This window comes from Mycobacterium bohemicum DSM 44277, from assembly GCF_001053185.1.
GTDB classification, from domain to species: Bacteria; Actinomycetota; Actinomycetes; order Mycobacteriales; family Mycobacteriaceae; genus Mycobacterium; species Mycobacterium bohemicum.
The window spans coordinates 1,948,160-1,963,960 of the sequence record NZ_CSTD01000001.1; the positions used below are offsets into that span (position 1 = coordinate 1,948,160).

A 15,801-nucleotide genomic window follows, 5' to 3' on the forward strand; every position below is an offset into this window, starting at 1 on the left:
GGTTGATCCTGGCATATCCGGGCGACGCATGACGTGTGCGGCGCAACGAAATGCGCGGCCGACGGTAGAGCGGTCCCTACCCGCCCCGTGCTGAGATCATCGCCGAGCGGTTGACCTTCGTTGCCGCCGTGCGGGGGATCGCGTCGACGAACTCGACGGTCTTGGGCGCCTTGTAGTGTGCGAGCCGGCTTTTCGCGTGCGCGATCACCTCGTCTTCGGTGAGCACCGCCCCGTCGACGAGCTGAACCACCGCGTGCACCCGGCGCCCCCACTGGGGGTCGGATAGCCCGATGACGACGACGTCGGCGATGTCGGGATGGCCGGCGAGCGCGGATTCGACCTCGGCGGGAAACACATTGGCGCCGCCGGTGATGATCATGTCCACGCGGCGATCGATGATGTAGAGGTAGCCGTCCTCGTCCAGGTACCCGATGTCGCCGGCGGAGCGAAAACCGTCCTCGGTCTCCGGAAGCGGCGCGGCGCCGCCGACGTAGCGGGAGCCGGCGGCCATCGGCGAGCGCAGGTAGATCTCGCCGTGTTCGCCGGGCCCGAGCGGTTCGTTGCCTTTCCCGAGGATCCGGATCTCGGTTTCCCGGAATCCGCGACCGACGCTGCCCGGATGAGCGAGCCACTCGTCGCCGCGCAGCGCGGTGAGCCCGAGGTTCTCGGTCATGCCGTAGGCGGACACGATCCGCTCCGGGCTCAGCAGTTCGAACCAGGTGTGCATCAGCGACGGTGGCATGACGGCGGCGCCCTGCAGGATGAACACGATGCTGGACAGGTCGCGCCGACGGACATCGGGCCGGGCCGCGATGCGCGCGAGCATCGTGGGCGTGGCCGTGAAGTTGGTGATCCGGAAGCGTTCGATCACGTCCAAAGCCAGTGCGGCGTCAAACTTTTCGAGGATGACCAGATGGTCACCGGCGAGCAGGAAGAAGAAGGTGGCAAAGCCGTTGGTGTGGTACATCGGGGCGGGCACCATGATGGTCTGCGGCTGCGCCACCGGCGTCCAGTTCGACAGGAACGGCTCGCCGTGCTGCGGCGTCCAGACCGACGGGGCCAGGCTGAGGATGACCTTCGGCACGCCGGTCGACCCGCTGCTGCAGATTCCGTTGGCGTTGGGGGAGACGGCCGGCGGCATGGCTTCGGCGGACTCGCCGGCGGCGCGGGCCTCCAAGTCCCACCGCGTTTGTTCGTCGACGACTACGGCGGGGTCGACGACCGCCCGTACCCGGTCGTGTTCCCACTCGGGCAGGTCCCAGTGCATCGGAACCGGTACGGCCCCGATCTTCCAGCACCCCAGCGCGGCCAGCACGAGATGCTCCGAATTCGGGACGGCAAGCGCGACAAGGGATCCCGTCTTGGCGCCGCGGGCGCCCAGCGCCCGGCCCCACTGGTTGGCGCGGGCGTCGAGTTCGGCGAAGGTCAGCGGGCGGGCGGTGCCGTCGAGCGCGACGACGGTGACAGCCGGGTCGTCGGGGCGCTGCCGGGCGAGCTGCTGGAGTTTGGTTCCGAACGGAATGCCGTCCACCGCCGGGCCCGGGCTGACCCCGGCGGCCAGCGGTTCGGTGCTCACGCGGACACCGGGTCGCTGAACAGCGTCTCCAGGGCCCCCGCCGGAACGTCCGGTATGAGGCGCAGCGCCAGCGCCTCGGCGCCCAGCGGCAACCGGATCAGCGGCTGGGTGTGCCGGTCGAGGACGCTGATGTCGGACTCGTCGCAAAAGCCCAGGGCGCCCAGCAACTGGTGCGAGGTGCGCAGCACCTGCCGGGCGGTGTCGGCCGCCTTGAGCCGAAGTGCCAGCGCGTCGGCCGAGCGCACCGGTGTCGGCGTCGATTCCGGTCGCGCGACGGTGAACTTGGCCAGTTCGTGGAGTCCGCGCACCGCGACCGCGGCCTCGGCGACCGCGAACCGGACGGCCTGGAAGTCCGCCAGCGGTTTGCCGAACTGAACACGCGCGCGCACGTGTTCGGTGACGATCCGCAGCGACTGCTCCATAGCCCCGAGAATCCGCCACGACCCGAGCACGAGATGAAGGCTCACGTCGCCCGCGGGGACGGTCCCATCGGGCGCGCTCAGGGTCGCCGGCACGAGGAAGGGGCCCAGTTTGGCGTTGGTCCGGGCGGCCGGCTGCGGGCGGTAGCGGTTGCCGTCCAGGTCGGCCGCGATCCAGTCGCCGGGCAGATCGCCGTGGTCGATGCGGGGGGAGTCGGCGTTGACCAGGGCCAGGCGCGCGCCGTCGATCGCCAGCAGCTCGTCGACGAGTGGATACGGCAACGCCGTCGCCCCGGCGGCGCGGCACAGCACCGCGGCGGCCAGCAGGTCGTCGGTGCCGGACCGGGCGTCGAGCTCGAACGCGCCGAGGTCGGCCAGCGCGGTGCGCGCGGCGTCCCGAATGCCGTCGTCGGCCTCGGCGCGCAGCGCGGCGGGCGGCCCGCCCAACCGGCCGAGCCGCTTGGCGGCGACGGCGGCGAAGTCGCTGATATCTTGTGGCAGTTCGGTTTTCAACGGTGCTCTCCCAAGACGTCGCGGGCGACCAACATCTTTTGTACCTCGATCGTGCCCGACGCCACGGTGGCCGCCTGCGCGTAGCGCCAATGATCTTCGACCGCCCCGTGCAGCGACGCCGACGCCCCGCTGTCCAGTGCGGTCGGGCCCAGCACGTCGAACAACAACTCGGCGACCTGCTGGTCGCACGTGGTGGTGGCGATGCGGGCGGCGCTGGCAGCCGCGCCGGCGGAGGGATCGTCCTGCAGTGACACCGCCCGGTAGGCCAGCAGCCTGGCGACCCGCAGGTCGACCAGAGCCTTGACCCAGCGGGCGCGAAGCGATTCGGGCAGCCGGTCCCAGTCGTCGCCGAGCTGGGTGACGATCCGGTCCATCAGCGATTCGCAGCGCGCGTACCGGGCGATGCCCACCCGCTCGAACGCCAGGGCTTCGCGCATCACCCGCCACCCGTCGCCGACCTCTCCGAGGACGTCCCCGGGGAACGCCTCCACGTCGTCGAGGAACATCTCGTTGAGGTGATGCGGCCCCAGCATCGACGGAATGGGGCGCACGGTGAAGCCGGGCCGGTCCATCGGGATGAGAAAAAGCGTGAGCCGCTTGGGTTTCGGGGCCTCGGGGTCGGTGCAGGCGGCCAGCACGCACCAGGACGCCATCAGCGCGTAGGACGTCCATACCTTCTGGCCGGTGATGCGCCAGCCGTCGCCGTCGGGCACCGCCCGGGTGCGCAACGACGCGAGGTCGGTGCCGGCCTCCGGTTCGGAGAATCCCTGGCACCAGATCACATCACCGGATGCGATGGCGGCCAGGTGCTTGGCCTTCTGTTCGGCCGTGCCGTAGCGCATGAGGGCCGGGCCGACCCAGTTGATGCCCATGTACTGCGGACCGCGGGGTTCGTGCTGGGCCCACATCTCCTCGCGCAACACCGTCTGCTGCCATACGGATCCGCCGCCCCCGCCATGCTCTTTCGGCCAGGCGAGCGCCAAGAGCCCCTCGGCGGCCAGCAATTTGCAGAACGTCTCGGTGGTCGCCAGGTCTTGCGGGTTCTCGGTGCAGGCGCCCAGGAAGTCGGCCGGGATGTGGTTGGACACCAACTCGCGCAAGTGGTTTCGCAGTCGTCCGGCGTCCTCGCCGAGGTCGTAGTCCATGGGCGTCATCCCTTCGGCAGCCCGAGCACCCGCTCGGCGATGATGTTGCGTTGCACCTCCGACGTTCCGCCGTAGATCGTCGCGGCCAGCGCGTCCTGGCGTTCGAAGAGCAGGTCCGGGTCGGCGGCCGACCGCGGACCCGCCACCGCGGCTCCCAGCTCCCAAACGCGTTGCAGCGTGGTCGATCCCAGCAGTTTCATGATGTCGGCTTCGGGGCTCGCGCGCCCCGCCAGTTCGTTGCCCAACGCGCGGTACCCGGTGGCGCGCAGCGCTTCGGCATCGGCGAGCAGCGAGCCGAGTTCTGCGCACGCGTCGTCGGTGGGGCGGGCCGAGCGGACCGAGTCGAGCCCGCGCATGATCTCCACCCAGTTCATGATCCAGATCATCTGCCGCTCGTGCTGCAGCGACGACAAGGCCACGTTCCAGCCGCCGTGCAGCGGCCCCAGCAGGTTTTCCGCCGGCACCTCGACGCCGTCGAGGAAGACCTCGCAGAAGGTTTCGTCGGAGATCGAGGCCATCCGGATCGGTTCGACCCGCACCCCGGGCGACTGCAGGTCGAGGATGAGACAAGAAATGCCACGGTGTTTCGGCGCCTCGGGATCGGTGCGGGCATACAGGGTGCACCAGCGCGACTCGTGGGCCTGAGTGGTCCAGATCTTGTGGCCGTTGACCCTGAACACGTCGCCGTCGAGCTCGGCGCGGGTGCGCAGGCCGGCGAAGTCCGATCCGGCCTCGGGCTCCGACATGCCCAGCGCCCACCATTCGTCGCCCCGCAGCAGGGGCGGCAGCAGGCGGTCGATCTGGTCGGGGGTGCCGAACTGGCGGATGCCCGGCGCGGCGACGTTGGGGCCGGCGATGTTGGGCAACTTGGGTGCGGAACGCATGGCCGCCTGCAGCCGGATTTCCATCGAGTCGCGCAGGCCCAGCGACCGCCCGCCGTGCTCGCGCGGCCACGTCGGCTGTATCCAGCCGGCTTCGAAGGCGGCCCGCTGGTAGTCGCGCCGCAGGGCGAGGTCCCAGCGATAGTGCGAATACTTGTCGTAGTAGTCCTTCGGCAGGAAATCCGTGAGCCAACCGGCGAATTCGGCGACGACCGCGCTCATGCCGCGCCTCCGGTGAAACGGCGGCCCACTTCGTGGTAGAGCGCTCGGCTGTCACCCAGCATCGCCGCGCCCTGCCACGCGTACCGGACGAACAGGTGGCTGTCGTGCTCCCAGGTCTGGCCCAGTGCGCCGTGCACCTGGACGGTGGTGCGCGCGCAGGCGGCCGCGGCCTCGCCCGCGGCCGCCTTGGCCAGCGCGGCGGCGGTCCAGACATTCGCCGGGGCCACCTTGCGATCGCCCAGCTGCGCCGCCGCGGCGTAGGTGAGGCTGCGGGCCCGCTCCACGGCGACGTAGTTGTCGGCCAGCGCGTGCTTGACGCCCTGGAACGCGCCGATCGGGCTGCCGAACTGGCGGCGCGTCTTCGCGTGTTCGACCGAGCGCAGCAGGGCCGCGCCGGCCACCCCGACCAGGTCGGCGGCCGCGGCGGCCAAGGGCGCCGCCAACGCCGACTCCAGGCCTCCCGGCCCCAGCGGCGCGACGGCCCAAGGCTCCGCGTCGAGTTCGAGATCGGCCAGCGGTTGGGTGGGATCGGTGGACTCACCGGACGTCGCCACCGTGACCCCGTCGGCGCCGCGGCGCACGACCGCGGCGCACACCCCGCCGCCCTCGGTGCGGGCCAGCGTCACAATGAGATCCGCGCGGCAGAGGTTGGGCACCGCAACCGCCCGTCCACGCAGGCGCCCGCCGTGCACGGTCATCGGTGCGCCGGGCAGCCGGGCACCGGGGGCATGCACGGCCACGCTGCTCAGCAGGGGAATCGGGGCGATGGCGGCCCCGCATTCCTCGAGCACGGCGGCCGTCTCCAGCGGCCCGTAGTCGCCCGACCCGGGCGCCGCCAGCTCGGTCCAGCCGAGCCCCACCACCGTCTTCCAGAGACTGCGCCAGCGCTCGCCGTCGGTCAGGGCCTGGCGCGCCGCGTCGGGCGGACATTCGGCGCGCAGGATGTCGCGTACCGTGTCGCGCAGCGACAACTGGTCCGAACTCAGCCCGACATCCATAAAACTCCTAACATAGCAAAGATAGTAAACTAGCGGCGCTCTGGCAATCGGAACGAGGTGGCGCATGGTCGAGTGGTATCTGTTCCTGCCGCAGGTCCGGCTTTCGGTGGCCGACATCGCCGAGCGCGCGCGCCGCGCCGAGGCCGCCGGCTTCGACGGCATCGCCTTCATCGACCATCTCGAGGCGCCCGGGCAGCCCGACGAAAGCATCTGGGAGGCAATGGGTGTTGCCAGCTGGGTGGCGGCCAAGACCGAACGGCTGCGGATCGGCCACCTGGTGCTGTGCGACGCCTTCCGGCATCCGGCCGTGCTGGCCAAGCAGGCCGTCACCCTGTCCGAGGCCTCCGAGGGCAGGTTCGACCTCGGGCTGGGCGCGGGGTCGTGGCCGGCCGAGTTCGCCAGATTCGATGTGGGCCAGCACGATCCGGTCGCCCGCGTCGAGCAGCTCGGGCGCGACCTGGCGCTGATGCGGCAGTACTGGGGTGACGCGGTGGGCGACGGCGCGGCTCCCCAGGTGCCGCGCCGGTCTCATCCGATACCGCTGGTCCTCGGCGGCTCCGGGCGCCGGATGATGGGACTGGTTCGCGCATATGCGGATTGGTGGAATCTGCCGGTGAACCAGCTGGACAGGTTGGCGACGCTCGCGCCGGCGGCCGGAACGGCGCGGCTGTCGGTGCAGCTCATGGTCGGGTTCGCCCGGTCCGGCAATGACCCGGACGAAGTGCGCGCGGTCAGCACCCGGCGGTTCGGGCACCTGGGACCCGGGCTGATCTGCGGGGACGCCGACGGGCTCACCGCGCGCTTCGCCGCCCTGGCCGACCAGGGGGTCGAGCGGTTCTACGTCTGGTTCGCCGATTTCGCGATCCCCGAATCCCTGCAGGAGTTCGGGGAATCGGTGATCAAGCCCTTCCCTCGCGCCGGCGCCGCGCTTCGGTAGGCACGACCGGCGGCCGGGCGAACGGGCCCCGCTGCACGGCGGACAGCCGGATCTCAGGCAGGTCGACGGACGGGTCGACGGTGTCCAGCCAGGCGACCGCCTCGGCGACGTCGGACACCTGGATCGCGAACATCTCGAAGGGGACGTCGGCCAGCATCTCGGTTTCCACGGGCCCGGGCGTGACGATGTGCACGGCGATGCCGTCGCGATCGACCTCCAGCGCCAGCGCGCGCGCGAACGCGTTCATGCCCGCCTTCGATGCGGAGTAGGCCGTCCTGGCCATCATCGGCTCGTGCGCCGCCGACGAGGAGATGAACACGAACCGGGAGCCCGCGCGCATGCGGGGGAGCGCGGCGGAGGTCACCACGAAGCAGGAATCCAGGTTGGCCGAGATGATCGCCTGCCACTGCTCGAACGTCTGCTTGCGCGCGTACGTCCCGCCCAGCGTGCCGGCCGCGTGCACGACGAGGTCGATTGTCTCCAAAGTGCTTATGGCGGTGGCGAACCCAACCGGATCGGAGGCGTCGGCGACGAGGTGGCGTGCGCCGATCTCCGCGGCCGTCACGCGCAGCGGCCCCTCACGACGCGCGACGAGGACGACGTCGTAACCGAGTTCGCAGAGCTTGCGGCCGCATCCTTTGCCGATACCGCCGCTGCCGCCGGTGACCAGTGCGGTCCGGGTCGTGTTCAAGGGCGCCGGAACTCCCGCGGGCGGGACATCGCTTGCGGCGAAAACGCGTGAATCCGTTGATCGGACCGACCGGAGAGCACGTAGGTCTGGGTGTCGGCGAGATGACGGCCGGCGATGCGTCGGGCCCGGTCGACGTCGCCCTCGGCGATGGTCTCGGCCAGCTTGATGTGCGTGCTGAGCACCGCGCGGCGCTGGGCGAGCGACGGGTAGGTGCCGCGCGCCGCGCTCTCGTCGGCCCACTGCTTCTCGTGGCCGGTCCACAGCGTCTCCAGGCTGCCGACGACCGCGATGATGGTGTGATTGCCGCAGCCGCGGACGATGAGATCGTGGAATTCGCGGCCGATTTCGGTGAACAGCCGGCCGTCGTCGAGGTTTTCGGCCATCGAATCGTTGACCCGCTTGAGTTCCGGGACCAACGTGTCCGCCCGGTCGGGCCGCTGGGCCGCCAGCGCGGCGCAGGCCGGCTCCAGCTCCTGCAGCGCCATGCCGAGGTCGGCGACGGCGACGGACTCGCTCTGCAACAGCAGCCCGAGCATGTAGGCGGCGCTGGTCTTGGCCGGGGCGTGCACGACCGCACCGCCGCGGTTACCCCTGCGCACCGAGACCAGGCCCTCGGTCTCCAGGATCCGCAACGCTTCCCGCAGCGAGACCAGGCTGACGTTGAACTGCTCGACGAGGACTTCCTGGCGCGGCAACAAGTCGCCGTCGGCCAGCTCGCCCTCAATGATCTGGCGGCGTAACTCGTCGGCGACGATCTCGGCGATCCGCGGCGCCGACAATCGGCGGCGGGCTTCGGGCCCAACTCCCACTGCGGTCATCCGATCCTCGAGTTACTCCGCTGGCTTAGCTATTTTAGCAGTGATGATATAAATAGCCGGGTGAGTCGCGAGCCCGAGAGCCGGCCGACACCGCTTACCGATCTGCGGGTGGTCGAGATCAGCGACCGGATAGCGGGAAGCTATTGCGGGAAGCTGCTTGTCGACGCCGGGGCCCACGTGTGCAAGTTCGAACCGCCGCAAGGGGATTGGCTGCGGCGCTACTCGGCGACGTGCGCACCGGTGCCGGACGGTCCGGGCGGTCCGTGTTCGCCGTTCTACCGCTATCTGAACGCGGGCAAGCGCAGCATGACGCTGGCTCCGGATGACTCGACGCGTGTGAGCGCCGCGCTGGCCGGCGCCGACGTCGTGGTGGTCACCGCGGGCTTCCGGGGAGATCCGGCGGGCCCGCCGATCGCGATCGGCGGCGATCTGGGGGAGTACATGGGCGGGGTGTACGCCGCCTTCGGCGCGCTGGCGGTGCGCCGTCGCGTCGAGAACGGCGGCCCGGGGGAGCATCTCGACCTGTCCATGCTCGAGGCGATCACCACGATGCAGAGCAGCGAGTGGCTGCATTCGGCGCTGCTGCGCGTCCCGCCGGTCCGCCGCACGCTCGAGGTGCCCTCGATCGAACCGGCCAAGGACGGCTACGTCGGAATCAGCATGGTCACCGGCCAGCAATGGCTGGACTTCTGCGCGATGGTCGGCTGCCCGCAGCTGGAGGAGATCGAACAGCTGCGCTTCCAGATCGGCCGCTGGCAATACCGCGACCTGATCCGCGAACAGATCCGCCCGTGGCTGGCCGAGCGGACCGTCGAGGAGATCGTCGAGCTCGGCCAGCTGTTCAGGCTGCCGATCGCGGCGCTGGGCAACGGCTCCACCATCCGGGACACCGAGTACGCCAGGCAGCGCGGCGCGTTCATCCGCAATCCCGCCGGCTTCCACCAGCCGCGGGCGCCCTGGCTCATGTCGCGGTGCGCCCCGGTTCCGCCGGGCGAGACGGTGCCCGCCGGCGCGAACGATGACGAGCGTTGGGAGTCAAGGACTTTCGATGGCGAGCCGCTCCCGCGGGGGCTGCCGCTCTCGGGCGTGCGCATCATCGACCTGACGGCCTTCTGGGCGGGGCCCGCTGCCACGCACCTGCTGGCCGCGTTCGGCGCCGACGTCGTCAAGGTCGAATCGATACAGCGGCCCGACGGCATCCGGTACTCCGGCGGGATGCGCACCGACGTCGACGACTGGTGGGAGTACGGCTGGGTCTTTCACGCCATGAACACCAACAAGCGTTCGGTCACATTGGATTTGAGCTCCGATGAAGGCCGCGCCCTGTTCACCCGCCTGGTCTCGGACGCCGACGCGGTCATCGAGAACTTCTCGCCGCGGGTGATGGACCAGTTCGGGCTCACCGCCGACGTGCTGCTGCGGGCCAACCCCGAACTCGTCGTTGCCCGCATGCCCGCGTTCGGGCTCGATGGCCCGTGGCGAGATCGCGTGGGCTTCGCACCCACCATGGAGCAGATCGCCGGCCTGGCGTGGGTGACCGGCGTGCCCGAGGCGCCGCCCGTGGCGCCCCGCGGGGCCTGCGATCCGCTGGCCGGGGTGCACGCCGCGTTCGCCGTGCTGGCCGCCCTGAGCTTTGCCGAGCGCACCGGCACGGGCCAGCTGGTCGAGCTGCCGATGCTCGAGACGGTGCTGAACGCCACCGCGATCCAGGCGATCGAATCCGAGGTCTTCGGCGAAACGCTGGGCCGCCGCGGCAACCGCGGCCACTGCGACGTGATCCAGAACCTTTATCGCTGCGCCGGCGAGGACGACTGGATCGCCGTCACCGTGCGCGACGACCGGCAATGGCGCGCGCTGGTCGACCTGATGGGTCAACCGGGGTGGTGCGACGACGGACTGGCGACGGTCGCGGGGCGGCGGGAGCGCGCCGACGACATCGACCGCCGGCTGGCGGATTGGTTCGCCGGGCAGCCGCGCGACCCCGCGGTCGAGCGTCTGGCGGCCGCCGGCATCCCCGCCGCGCCCGTGGTGTCGCCGTCACTGGTCACCGACAACCCGCAACTGCGTGCGCGCGGGTTCTTCGAAGCGTTGCACCATGCCAGCACCGGGACCAATCTCTACCCGTCGCCGCCGTTTGCGGCCCTCGCCGGTCAGCAAGCGTGGCTGCTGCGACCGCCGCCGCGGCTCGGGGAGCACAATGAAGAGGTACTGCGCGATCGGTGCGGTCTTACCGGCGACGATGTGAGCCGGCTTGCCGACGCCGGGGTGATCGGGACCCGGCCCAGGGGACTGTGAGAACTGGGGGTTGAAGTGGAGGTTTATCGATGCGCGTGACCGTCGACGCGAGTTCCTGTGAGGCCAACGGCTTCTGCGAATCGCTCGCGCCGGAAGTGTTCGAACTCGGTGACGCCGACGTCGTCCAGATCGCCGACGGCCCGGTGCCGCCGCGACTGGAGATCGACGTGCGCGCCGCGGTGGACCAATGCCCCAAAGCGGCGCTGCGGCTGACCGACTGACGGGGAGTGGAGTGCTTGCATGCGAGACATGGCGAAGTATGCCGCGATGCGGCCCTACTTCGAGGTCGTGGCCGAGGCGCTGACGGGGTTGGTCGACGGGGCCGATTTCTTCGATGTGCACGCCGAGGATGTGGTGGTCGAGTTCGTCATCACCGTCCCGGATTACCCCCGCCGCATCGTCGGGCGTGAAGCCTTGGCCGAGCTGTACCGCGATTACGGCGAGTCGATCGTCCAGAGCGGCAGCAGCGACGTGCACCGCTATTACGACCCCGACAAGTCGGTGGTGGTTCTCGAGTACACGATGCATGGGACGGTGGTGCGCACAGGCGCGCCGTACGTCAACCGATTCATCTCGGTGATCGCGGTCAAAGACCGCAAGATCGTGCACTGGCGCGACTATCTGGACCCGTTGGCGGTGTTCGCCGCGTTCGGCGACGCGCCGGCGCCCTATTGATCTAACGCCGCCCGGTGAGCGAGATTGCCATCTCGTCGTAGATCGACATGTTGGTCAGCAGGTTCGGGTAAGCCACCTTGGCCGGGCCCACCTCGATGCCGTCGCACCGCAGCAGCAGCTCGTCGAACACCGCCCGCAGTTCCGCGCGCGCCAGCATGGCGCCGAGGCAGTGATGCGGCCCGCCGCCGCCGAATGCCACGTGCGGGTTGGGCTGCCGGCCGATGTCGAAGGTGAACGGTGCAGGGAACACGTCCTCGTCGCGGTTCGCCGAACGCAGCATCGACACCACCCGCTCGCCCTTCGCGATGTGCTGGCCGTCCATCTCGACGTCGACCTTGGCGGTGCGCGTCCAGTACGCGACCGGCGACGCCCAGCGCAACACCTCCTCGACGGCGCTCGGCCGCAACGCTTCCCGCTCCCGGTACCGCTCGATCTGCCCGGGGTTCTCGGCGAACGCCTGCACCCCGATGGCCAGCGCGTTCTTGGTGGTGTCGCTGCCGGCGAACGCCAGCACGAAGAAGAAGAATTCGAGTTCGCTGGCGGGCAGGCTGAATTCCTCGCCGTCCTCGCCGGTGATCACCGCGGTGGCCAGCGTGCTCCAGATGTCATCGGTTGGGCTGCGCCGCTTTTCGGCGGTGAGCTCCATCGCGTACCCGAAGATGGTGGCGTAGAGATCGGTGTAGTCCTGCTGCGCCGTGCGGGGGCCGGGAGAGTTGGCCTTGAGAATGCGGTCCAGGGAGTCGAAGATACGCGGCCGGTCTTCGTCCGGGATGCCGATGATGTCGCCGATGACCGTCATCGGCAGGGCGTCGGCGACGTCCTCGATCCAATCGCCGCCGCCGTGGTCGAGCAACCGGTCGATCATCCGCGCGGCGCGCGCCCGGATGCCGTCCTCGAGTTTGGCGATCGCGCGCGGGTTGAACGCGGCCGAGATGAGCTTGCGCCGCTTGTTCAGCGCCGGCGGGTCCATGTTGATGATCGTCGGGTACGACGCGAACATCCCGACCGGCTGGATCAGCGGGCCGTCCACCGCGGTGAAGGACTCGGCATCGCGATGCAGCCGCACGGCGTGCCGGTGTTTGGTCGCCACCCAGAACTCCCGCCGGACGGTTTCGGCCACGCCCGGCGTCAGATCGTGGCGGAACAGCGGCCGGCTGCGCCGCAACTCGGCGAACAGCTCGTCGGGAAAACCGTTGGACCACAAGGAGAAATCGGACAGATCCACTGCTGCGGCCGTCATCTGAAACCCTGCTCCTTCGGATCTGCCTGGCGTCGCGTTGACGTTCTATGCTTAAGATAGTAAAAATAGACCTGGTCGTCGAATTGGAGTGCTCGTGACGGACACAATTTCGGACGCGGCGTCGGATCCTGCAAGCGATCCTTCAGAACGAGAATTCGGGCAGGCCGGCATCGCGCTCTCGACCTACCGGTTCCCGACGGGCTGGTTCATCGTCGGCTTCGCCTCGGACCTGGCGCCCGGCCAGGTCAGGCGCGCGCACTACTTCGGCGAGGAACTCGTCATCTTCCGCACGGAGTCCGGCCGGGTGCACGTGACGGACGCCTACTGCCAGCACCTCGGCGCGAACATGGGCGTCGGGGGCACCGTCGAGGGCGAGAACATCGTCTGTCCCTGGCACGGCTGGCAGTGGCGTGGCGACGGCACGAACGCGCTGATTCCGTACAGCAAGATCGGCTGCAAGAACAACGTGCGGATCCGCACGTATCCGAGCATGGAGTGGTACGGCTTCATTCTGGCCTGGCACGAGCGTCACGGCCGCGAGCCCTACTGGCGGCCGCCGGTGCTGCCCGAACTCGAAACCGACGAGTACTACCCGTTGCACCCGCACAGCCAGATGCTCAACCGGGTGAAGGTGCACCCGCAGATGATCATCGAGAACGCGGCCGACCCCTACCACGTGCAGTACGTCCACAAGGCCGCCAATCCGGCCACCACCGCGTCGTTCGAGGTGTCCGGGTATCACCTGCACGCCACCGTCAACGCACATTTCGGCGGTGGCCGCGCGTCGACCTGGCTGACGCCCAACGGGCCTGTCGACGCCAAGATCATCTACGACAACTACTCGCTGGGACTGGGCGTGGTGCGCTTCCCCGGCGACCTGGTGGCCACCGTCCAGGTGACCGGTCAGACGCCGGTCGACGAGGACTACACCGACTACTTCTACACCCAGGCATCGATTCGTGAGCCCGGCGACGGCGGCGACGTGCCCACCGGGCGCGCCGCCAAGTTCCTTGCCCTCCAGCAGGAGGTGATCAAGCAGGACTTCTTCACCTGGGAGAACATGAAATACCTGGAGAAGCCGAACCTCGCGCCCGAAGAGGCGCACGACTACGCCGCCCTTCGCCGCTGGGCGCACCGCTTCTACCCCGGGCCGCAGGCATCCCCCGACGACTTCGGCTACACCGCCGACGGCGAGCCGGACCCGGCGGCCGCGCGAGCCTGACCAGCGGCCCGATGAATCCCCAGCGGGGGCAGCGGCTCGGCCCCCCCGACTTCGGCGTCGACCGTTTCACGGTTCCCGCGGTACTGGACCGGCGCGCCGAGCAGCACCCCGACCGGGTGATGATGTCGATCGCGGGCACCGCGGTGACGTTCGAAGAAATGCGGCGGCGGTCCCGCGCGGCCGCCGGCGTGCTGGCCGGACTGGGCGTGGGCCGAGGTGACTGCGTGGCCCTGTTCACCGCCACCTGCCCGGAATGGGTGTACTTCTGGCTGGGCGCGGCGCGCATCGGGGCCGTCAGCGCGGCGGTGAACGCCGCCAGCAAGGGAGAGTTCCTGCTGCACACGCTGCGGCTGGCGCGCGCCAAGGTGGTGCTGACCGATGCCGACCGGCGACCCCGCGTCGACGAGGTCGCCGCGTCGGTGGCCACGCTGAGTGCTGTTGTGGTGCAAGATGATTCGCTGACCGCGGCCCTGTGCTCCGGTCCCGAGCCGCCCGCGGCCGGCAGCGCCGCGGGGGAGGGCGACGTGGGCGCGCTGTTCTACACCTCGGGCACCACCGGGCCGTCCAAAGCGGTGGCGACGAGTTGGCACTACCTGTTCTCGGTGGCGGCGACCGTCGCGTCGGCCTGGCAGTTCGGCGCCGGGGAGGTGGTGTGGACGGCGATGCCGCTGTTCCATCTGAGCGCGGCGCCCACCGTCCTGGCGCCGATGCTGGTCGGTGGAACGACGGTGCTGGCCAAGGAGTTTCACCCCGGCGCGGTCTGGGACGACATACGCGCCCACGGCGCGATCGGGTTCGCCGGCGCGGGCGCGATGGTGTCGATGCTGCAGAACCTGCCCGCCGACCCGCGCGACGCGGACGTTCCGGTGCGCTTCATCTCCGCGGCGCCCATCGACGCCGGCTCCTACCGCGCCATCGAAAAGCGTTACGGCTGCCGCATCGTCACGATGTACGGCATGACCGAGGCCTTTCCCATTGCGGTCAAGTCGGTTGCCGACGACGGCGTCCCCGGAACCTCGGGCCGGCCGAACCCGAATCTCGAGGTGCGCATCGTCGATTCCGATGGCAATGAGCTACCCGCGGGCGCCGTCGGGGAGATCGCCTGCCGCCCCAGGCACCCGCACGTGATGAGCGAGGGGTACGTCGGCGAGGGCGACGGCGCGCTGCGCGTGGTTGCCCACCCGGAGTGGTTCCGCACGGGTGACCTCGGGCGCCTCGATGCCGACAACAACGTGACCTACGTCGACCGCCTCAAGGATTCGTTGCGCAGGCGCGGCGAGAACGTCTCCTCGGTGGAGGTGGAGAGCGTCGTACGGCGCCACCCGGCGGTCGCGGACGCCGCGGTCGTCGGCGTGCCCAGCGAACTCGGTGAGGACGACATCCTGTTGATCGTGGCGCCGCGCCCCGGCGCGGCGGTGGACTGCGCGGAACTGCTCGACTTCTGCGCGGCCCGGATGCCCTACTTCTGCGTGCCGCGCTTCGTCGAGACCGTCGATCAGCTCCCCACGAACGCCGTTGGGCGCGTGCGGAAGGACATCCTGCGCGCCAGGGGCCTGACCGACGGCGCGTGGGATCGGGAGGGACAGGGATACAACGTTCGCCGTTAAGTTACTTCAATGTTACGTAAATGGTCTTAAGTTACGTTATTGTTACGTCGGCTCGTAATTATCGGCTACGCCCGGGAGAGGCTGGGAGCACAGATGACGATGACCTATCAGGAACAGCAAATGCTGCAGGAGGCCATGGGGCGCGCCGCCATCCTGGACCTGTGCGCCCGGCACAATCGGGCCTATTCCGACGGGGACCGCAACCGCTGGCTCGCCACATTCCGCCACTCGGGCGCGACCTACACCCGCGACGGCGAGGTGTTCAAAGACCTGCGCTCCGCCTTCGACGGCGGCGAGAGACAGCGCTTGGTCACGCTCGACCATGAGATCCGCATCGACGGTGTCAACGCGGTACAGCGCTGTGTGGCGGTGCTTTTCGAGACCATCTACGGCGACACGACGGTGCGCGCCACCGGGCTGTTCCACGACACCCTGATCTATGAGCGGGGCAACTGGTACTTCACCTCCCGCGAGCTCGCCTGGGATTCGACGCCGAGCAGGCATCCGCTGGTCATGTGAGCGCCGCCGATACGTGAATCAGGGCCCTGTCGGCCAGGTGAGC

Annotated in this window: 15 protein-coding genes and 1 pseudogene; 7 read left to right on the forward strand and 9 right to left on the reverse strand. The window is 69.5% G+C overall.

All coding sequences use genetic code 11. The annotated features are described in order from the left end of the window. Positions 1 to 76 precede the first annotated feature (76 nt). The 6 genes and pseudogenes from BN971_RS08910 to BN971_RS08930 form a co-directional block, all read right to left on the reverse strand. Positions 77 to 1,576: a class I adenylate-forming enzyme family protein gene (locus tag BN971_RS08910; RefSeq protein ID WP_085183123.1), complete on the reverse strand. Its 1,500-nt coding sequence runs from the start codon at positions 1,574 to 1,576 to the stop codon at positions 77 to 79. Further along, entirely contained in the window at positions 1,573 to 2,508 is a 936-nt protein-coding gene (locus BN971_RS08915; protein WP_085183122.1) for an acyl-CoA dehydrogenase family protein, read from the reverse strand. Before BN971_RS08915 ends, BN971_RS08910 begins: the two co-directional genes overlap by 4 nt. Beyond that, positions 2,505 to 3,662, reverse strand: a complete 1,158-nt coding sequence (locus BN971_RS08920) for an acyl-CoA dehydrogenase family protein (protein ID WP_170322119.1) — start codon at positions 3,660 to 3,662, stop codon at positions 2,505 to 2,507. The genes BN971_RS08915 and BN971_RS08920 overlap by 4 nt, the downstream gene beginning before the upstream one ends. Continuing rightward, positions 3,659 to 4,117, reverse strand: a complete 459-nt coding sequence (locus BN971_RS26600; protein ID WP_428978054.1) for an acyl-CoA dehydrogenase family protein — start codon at positions 4,115 to 4,117, stop codon at positions 3,659 to 3,661. The genes BN971_RS08920 and BN971_RS26600 overlap by 4 nt, the downstream gene beginning before the upstream one ends. A gap of 15 nt (positions 4,118 to 4,132) precedes the next feature. After that, positions 4,133 to 4,756 (reverse strand): annotated as a pseudogene (locus tag BN971_RS26605) (acyl-CoA dehydrogenase family protein); the annotation flags it as partial. Further along, entirely contained in the window at positions 4,753 to 5,754 is a 1,002-nt protein-coding gene (locus BN971_RS08930) for an acyl-CoA dehydrogenase family protein (protein WP_090349927.1), read from the reverse strand. The pseudogene BN971_RS26605 and the gene BN971_RS08930, both read right to left, overlap by 4 nt. A 64-nt stretch (positions 5,755 to 5,818) precedes the next feature. Between BN971_RS08930 and BN971_RS08935 the strand changes: the two genes are divergently transcribed. Then, positions 5,819 to 6,691, forward strand: coding sequence for an LLM class flavin-dependent oxidoreductase (locus BN971_RS08935; protein WP_085183118.1), 873 nt, complete (start codon positions 5,819 to 5,821; stop codon positions 6,689 to 6,691). Here the strand turns inward: BN971_RS08935 and BN971_RS08940 are convergent. Both BN971_RS08940 and BN971_RS08945 read right to left on the reverse strand, forming a co-directional pair. Then, positions 6,654 to 7,382 (reverse strand): SDR family oxidoreductase, encoded by a 729-nt coding sequence (locus BN971_RS08940; protein ID WP_085183117.1) that lies wholly within the window; start codon positions 7,380 to 7,382, stop codon positions 6,654 to 6,656. The genes BN971_RS08935 and BN971_RS08940 overlap by 38 nt on opposite strands. Next, positions 7,379 to 8,200, reverse strand: a complete 822-nt coding sequence (locus BN971_RS08945; protein WP_085183116.1) for a FadR/GntR family transcriptional regulator — start codon at positions 8,198 to 8,200, stop codon at positions 7,379 to 7,381. Before BN971_RS08945 ends, BN971_RS08940 begins: the two co-directional genes overlap by 4 nt. A gap of 48 nt (positions 8,201 to 8,248) precedes the next feature. Here BN971_RS08945 and BN971_RS08950 point away from each other — a divergent pair, with 48 nt between their 5' ends. Genes BN971_RS08950 through BN971_RS08960 form a run of 3 tightly spaced genes read left to right on the forward strand, consistent with a single transcriptional unit; the run spans position 8,249 to position 11,170 of the window. Further along, complete coding sequence (locus tag BN971_RS08950) at positions 8,249 to 10,495, forward strand: CaiB/BaiF CoA-transferase family protein (protein ID WP_428978055.1); 2,247 nt, start codon at positions 8,249 to 8,251, stop codon at positions 10,493 to 10,495. A gap of 29 nt (positions 10,496 to 10,524) precedes the next feature. Next, positions 10,525 to 10,716, forward strand: a complete 192-nt coding sequence (locus BN971_RS08955) for a ferredoxin (protein WP_085183114.1) — start codon at positions 10,525 to 10,527, stop codon at positions 10,714 to 10,716. Between the two features lie 28 nt (positions 10,717 to 10,744). Continuing rightward, positions 10,745 to 11,170, forward strand: a complete 426-nt coding sequence (locus tag BN971_RS08960) for a nuclear transport factor 2 family protein (RefSeq protein ID WP_245837063.1) — start codon at positions 10,745 to 10,747, stop codon at positions 11,168 to 11,170. A 1-nt stretch (position 11,171) separates the two neighbouring features. Here BN971_RS08960 and BN971_RS08965 read toward each other — a convergent pair whose 3' ends face one another. Next, positions 11,172 to 12,410, reverse strand: a complete 1,239-nt coding sequence (locus tag BN971_RS08965; RefSeq protein WP_085183112.1) for a cytochrome P450 — start codon at positions 12,408 to 12,410, stop codon at positions 11,172 to 11,174. 94 nt (positions 12,411 to 12,504) lie between these two features. On the opposite strand from BN971_RS08965, the gene BN971_RS08970 reads away from it, so the two are divergent. From BN971_RS08970 to BN971_RS08980, 3 genes are all read left to right on the forward strand, one after another. After that, entirely contained in the window at positions 12,505 to 13,632 is a 1,128-nt protein-coding gene (locus BN971_RS08970) for a Rieske 2Fe-2S domain-containing protein (protein ID WP_170322120.1), read from the forward strand. Positions 13,633 to 13,643: 11 nt separating this feature from the next. Next, entirely contained in the window at positions 13,644 to 15,239 is a 1,596-nt protein-coding gene (locus tag BN971_RS08975) for an AMP-binding protein (protein ID WP_085183110.1), read from the forward strand. A gap of 93 nt (positions 15,240 to 15,332) precedes the next feature. Then, positions 15,333 to 15,758 (forward strand): nuclear transport factor 2 family protein, encoded by a 426-nt coding sequence (locus BN971_RS08980; RefSeq protein ID WP_085183109.1) that lies wholly within the window; start codon positions 15,333 to 15,335, stop codon positions 15,756 to 15,758. Positions 15,759 to 15,801 lie beyond the last annotated feature (43 nt).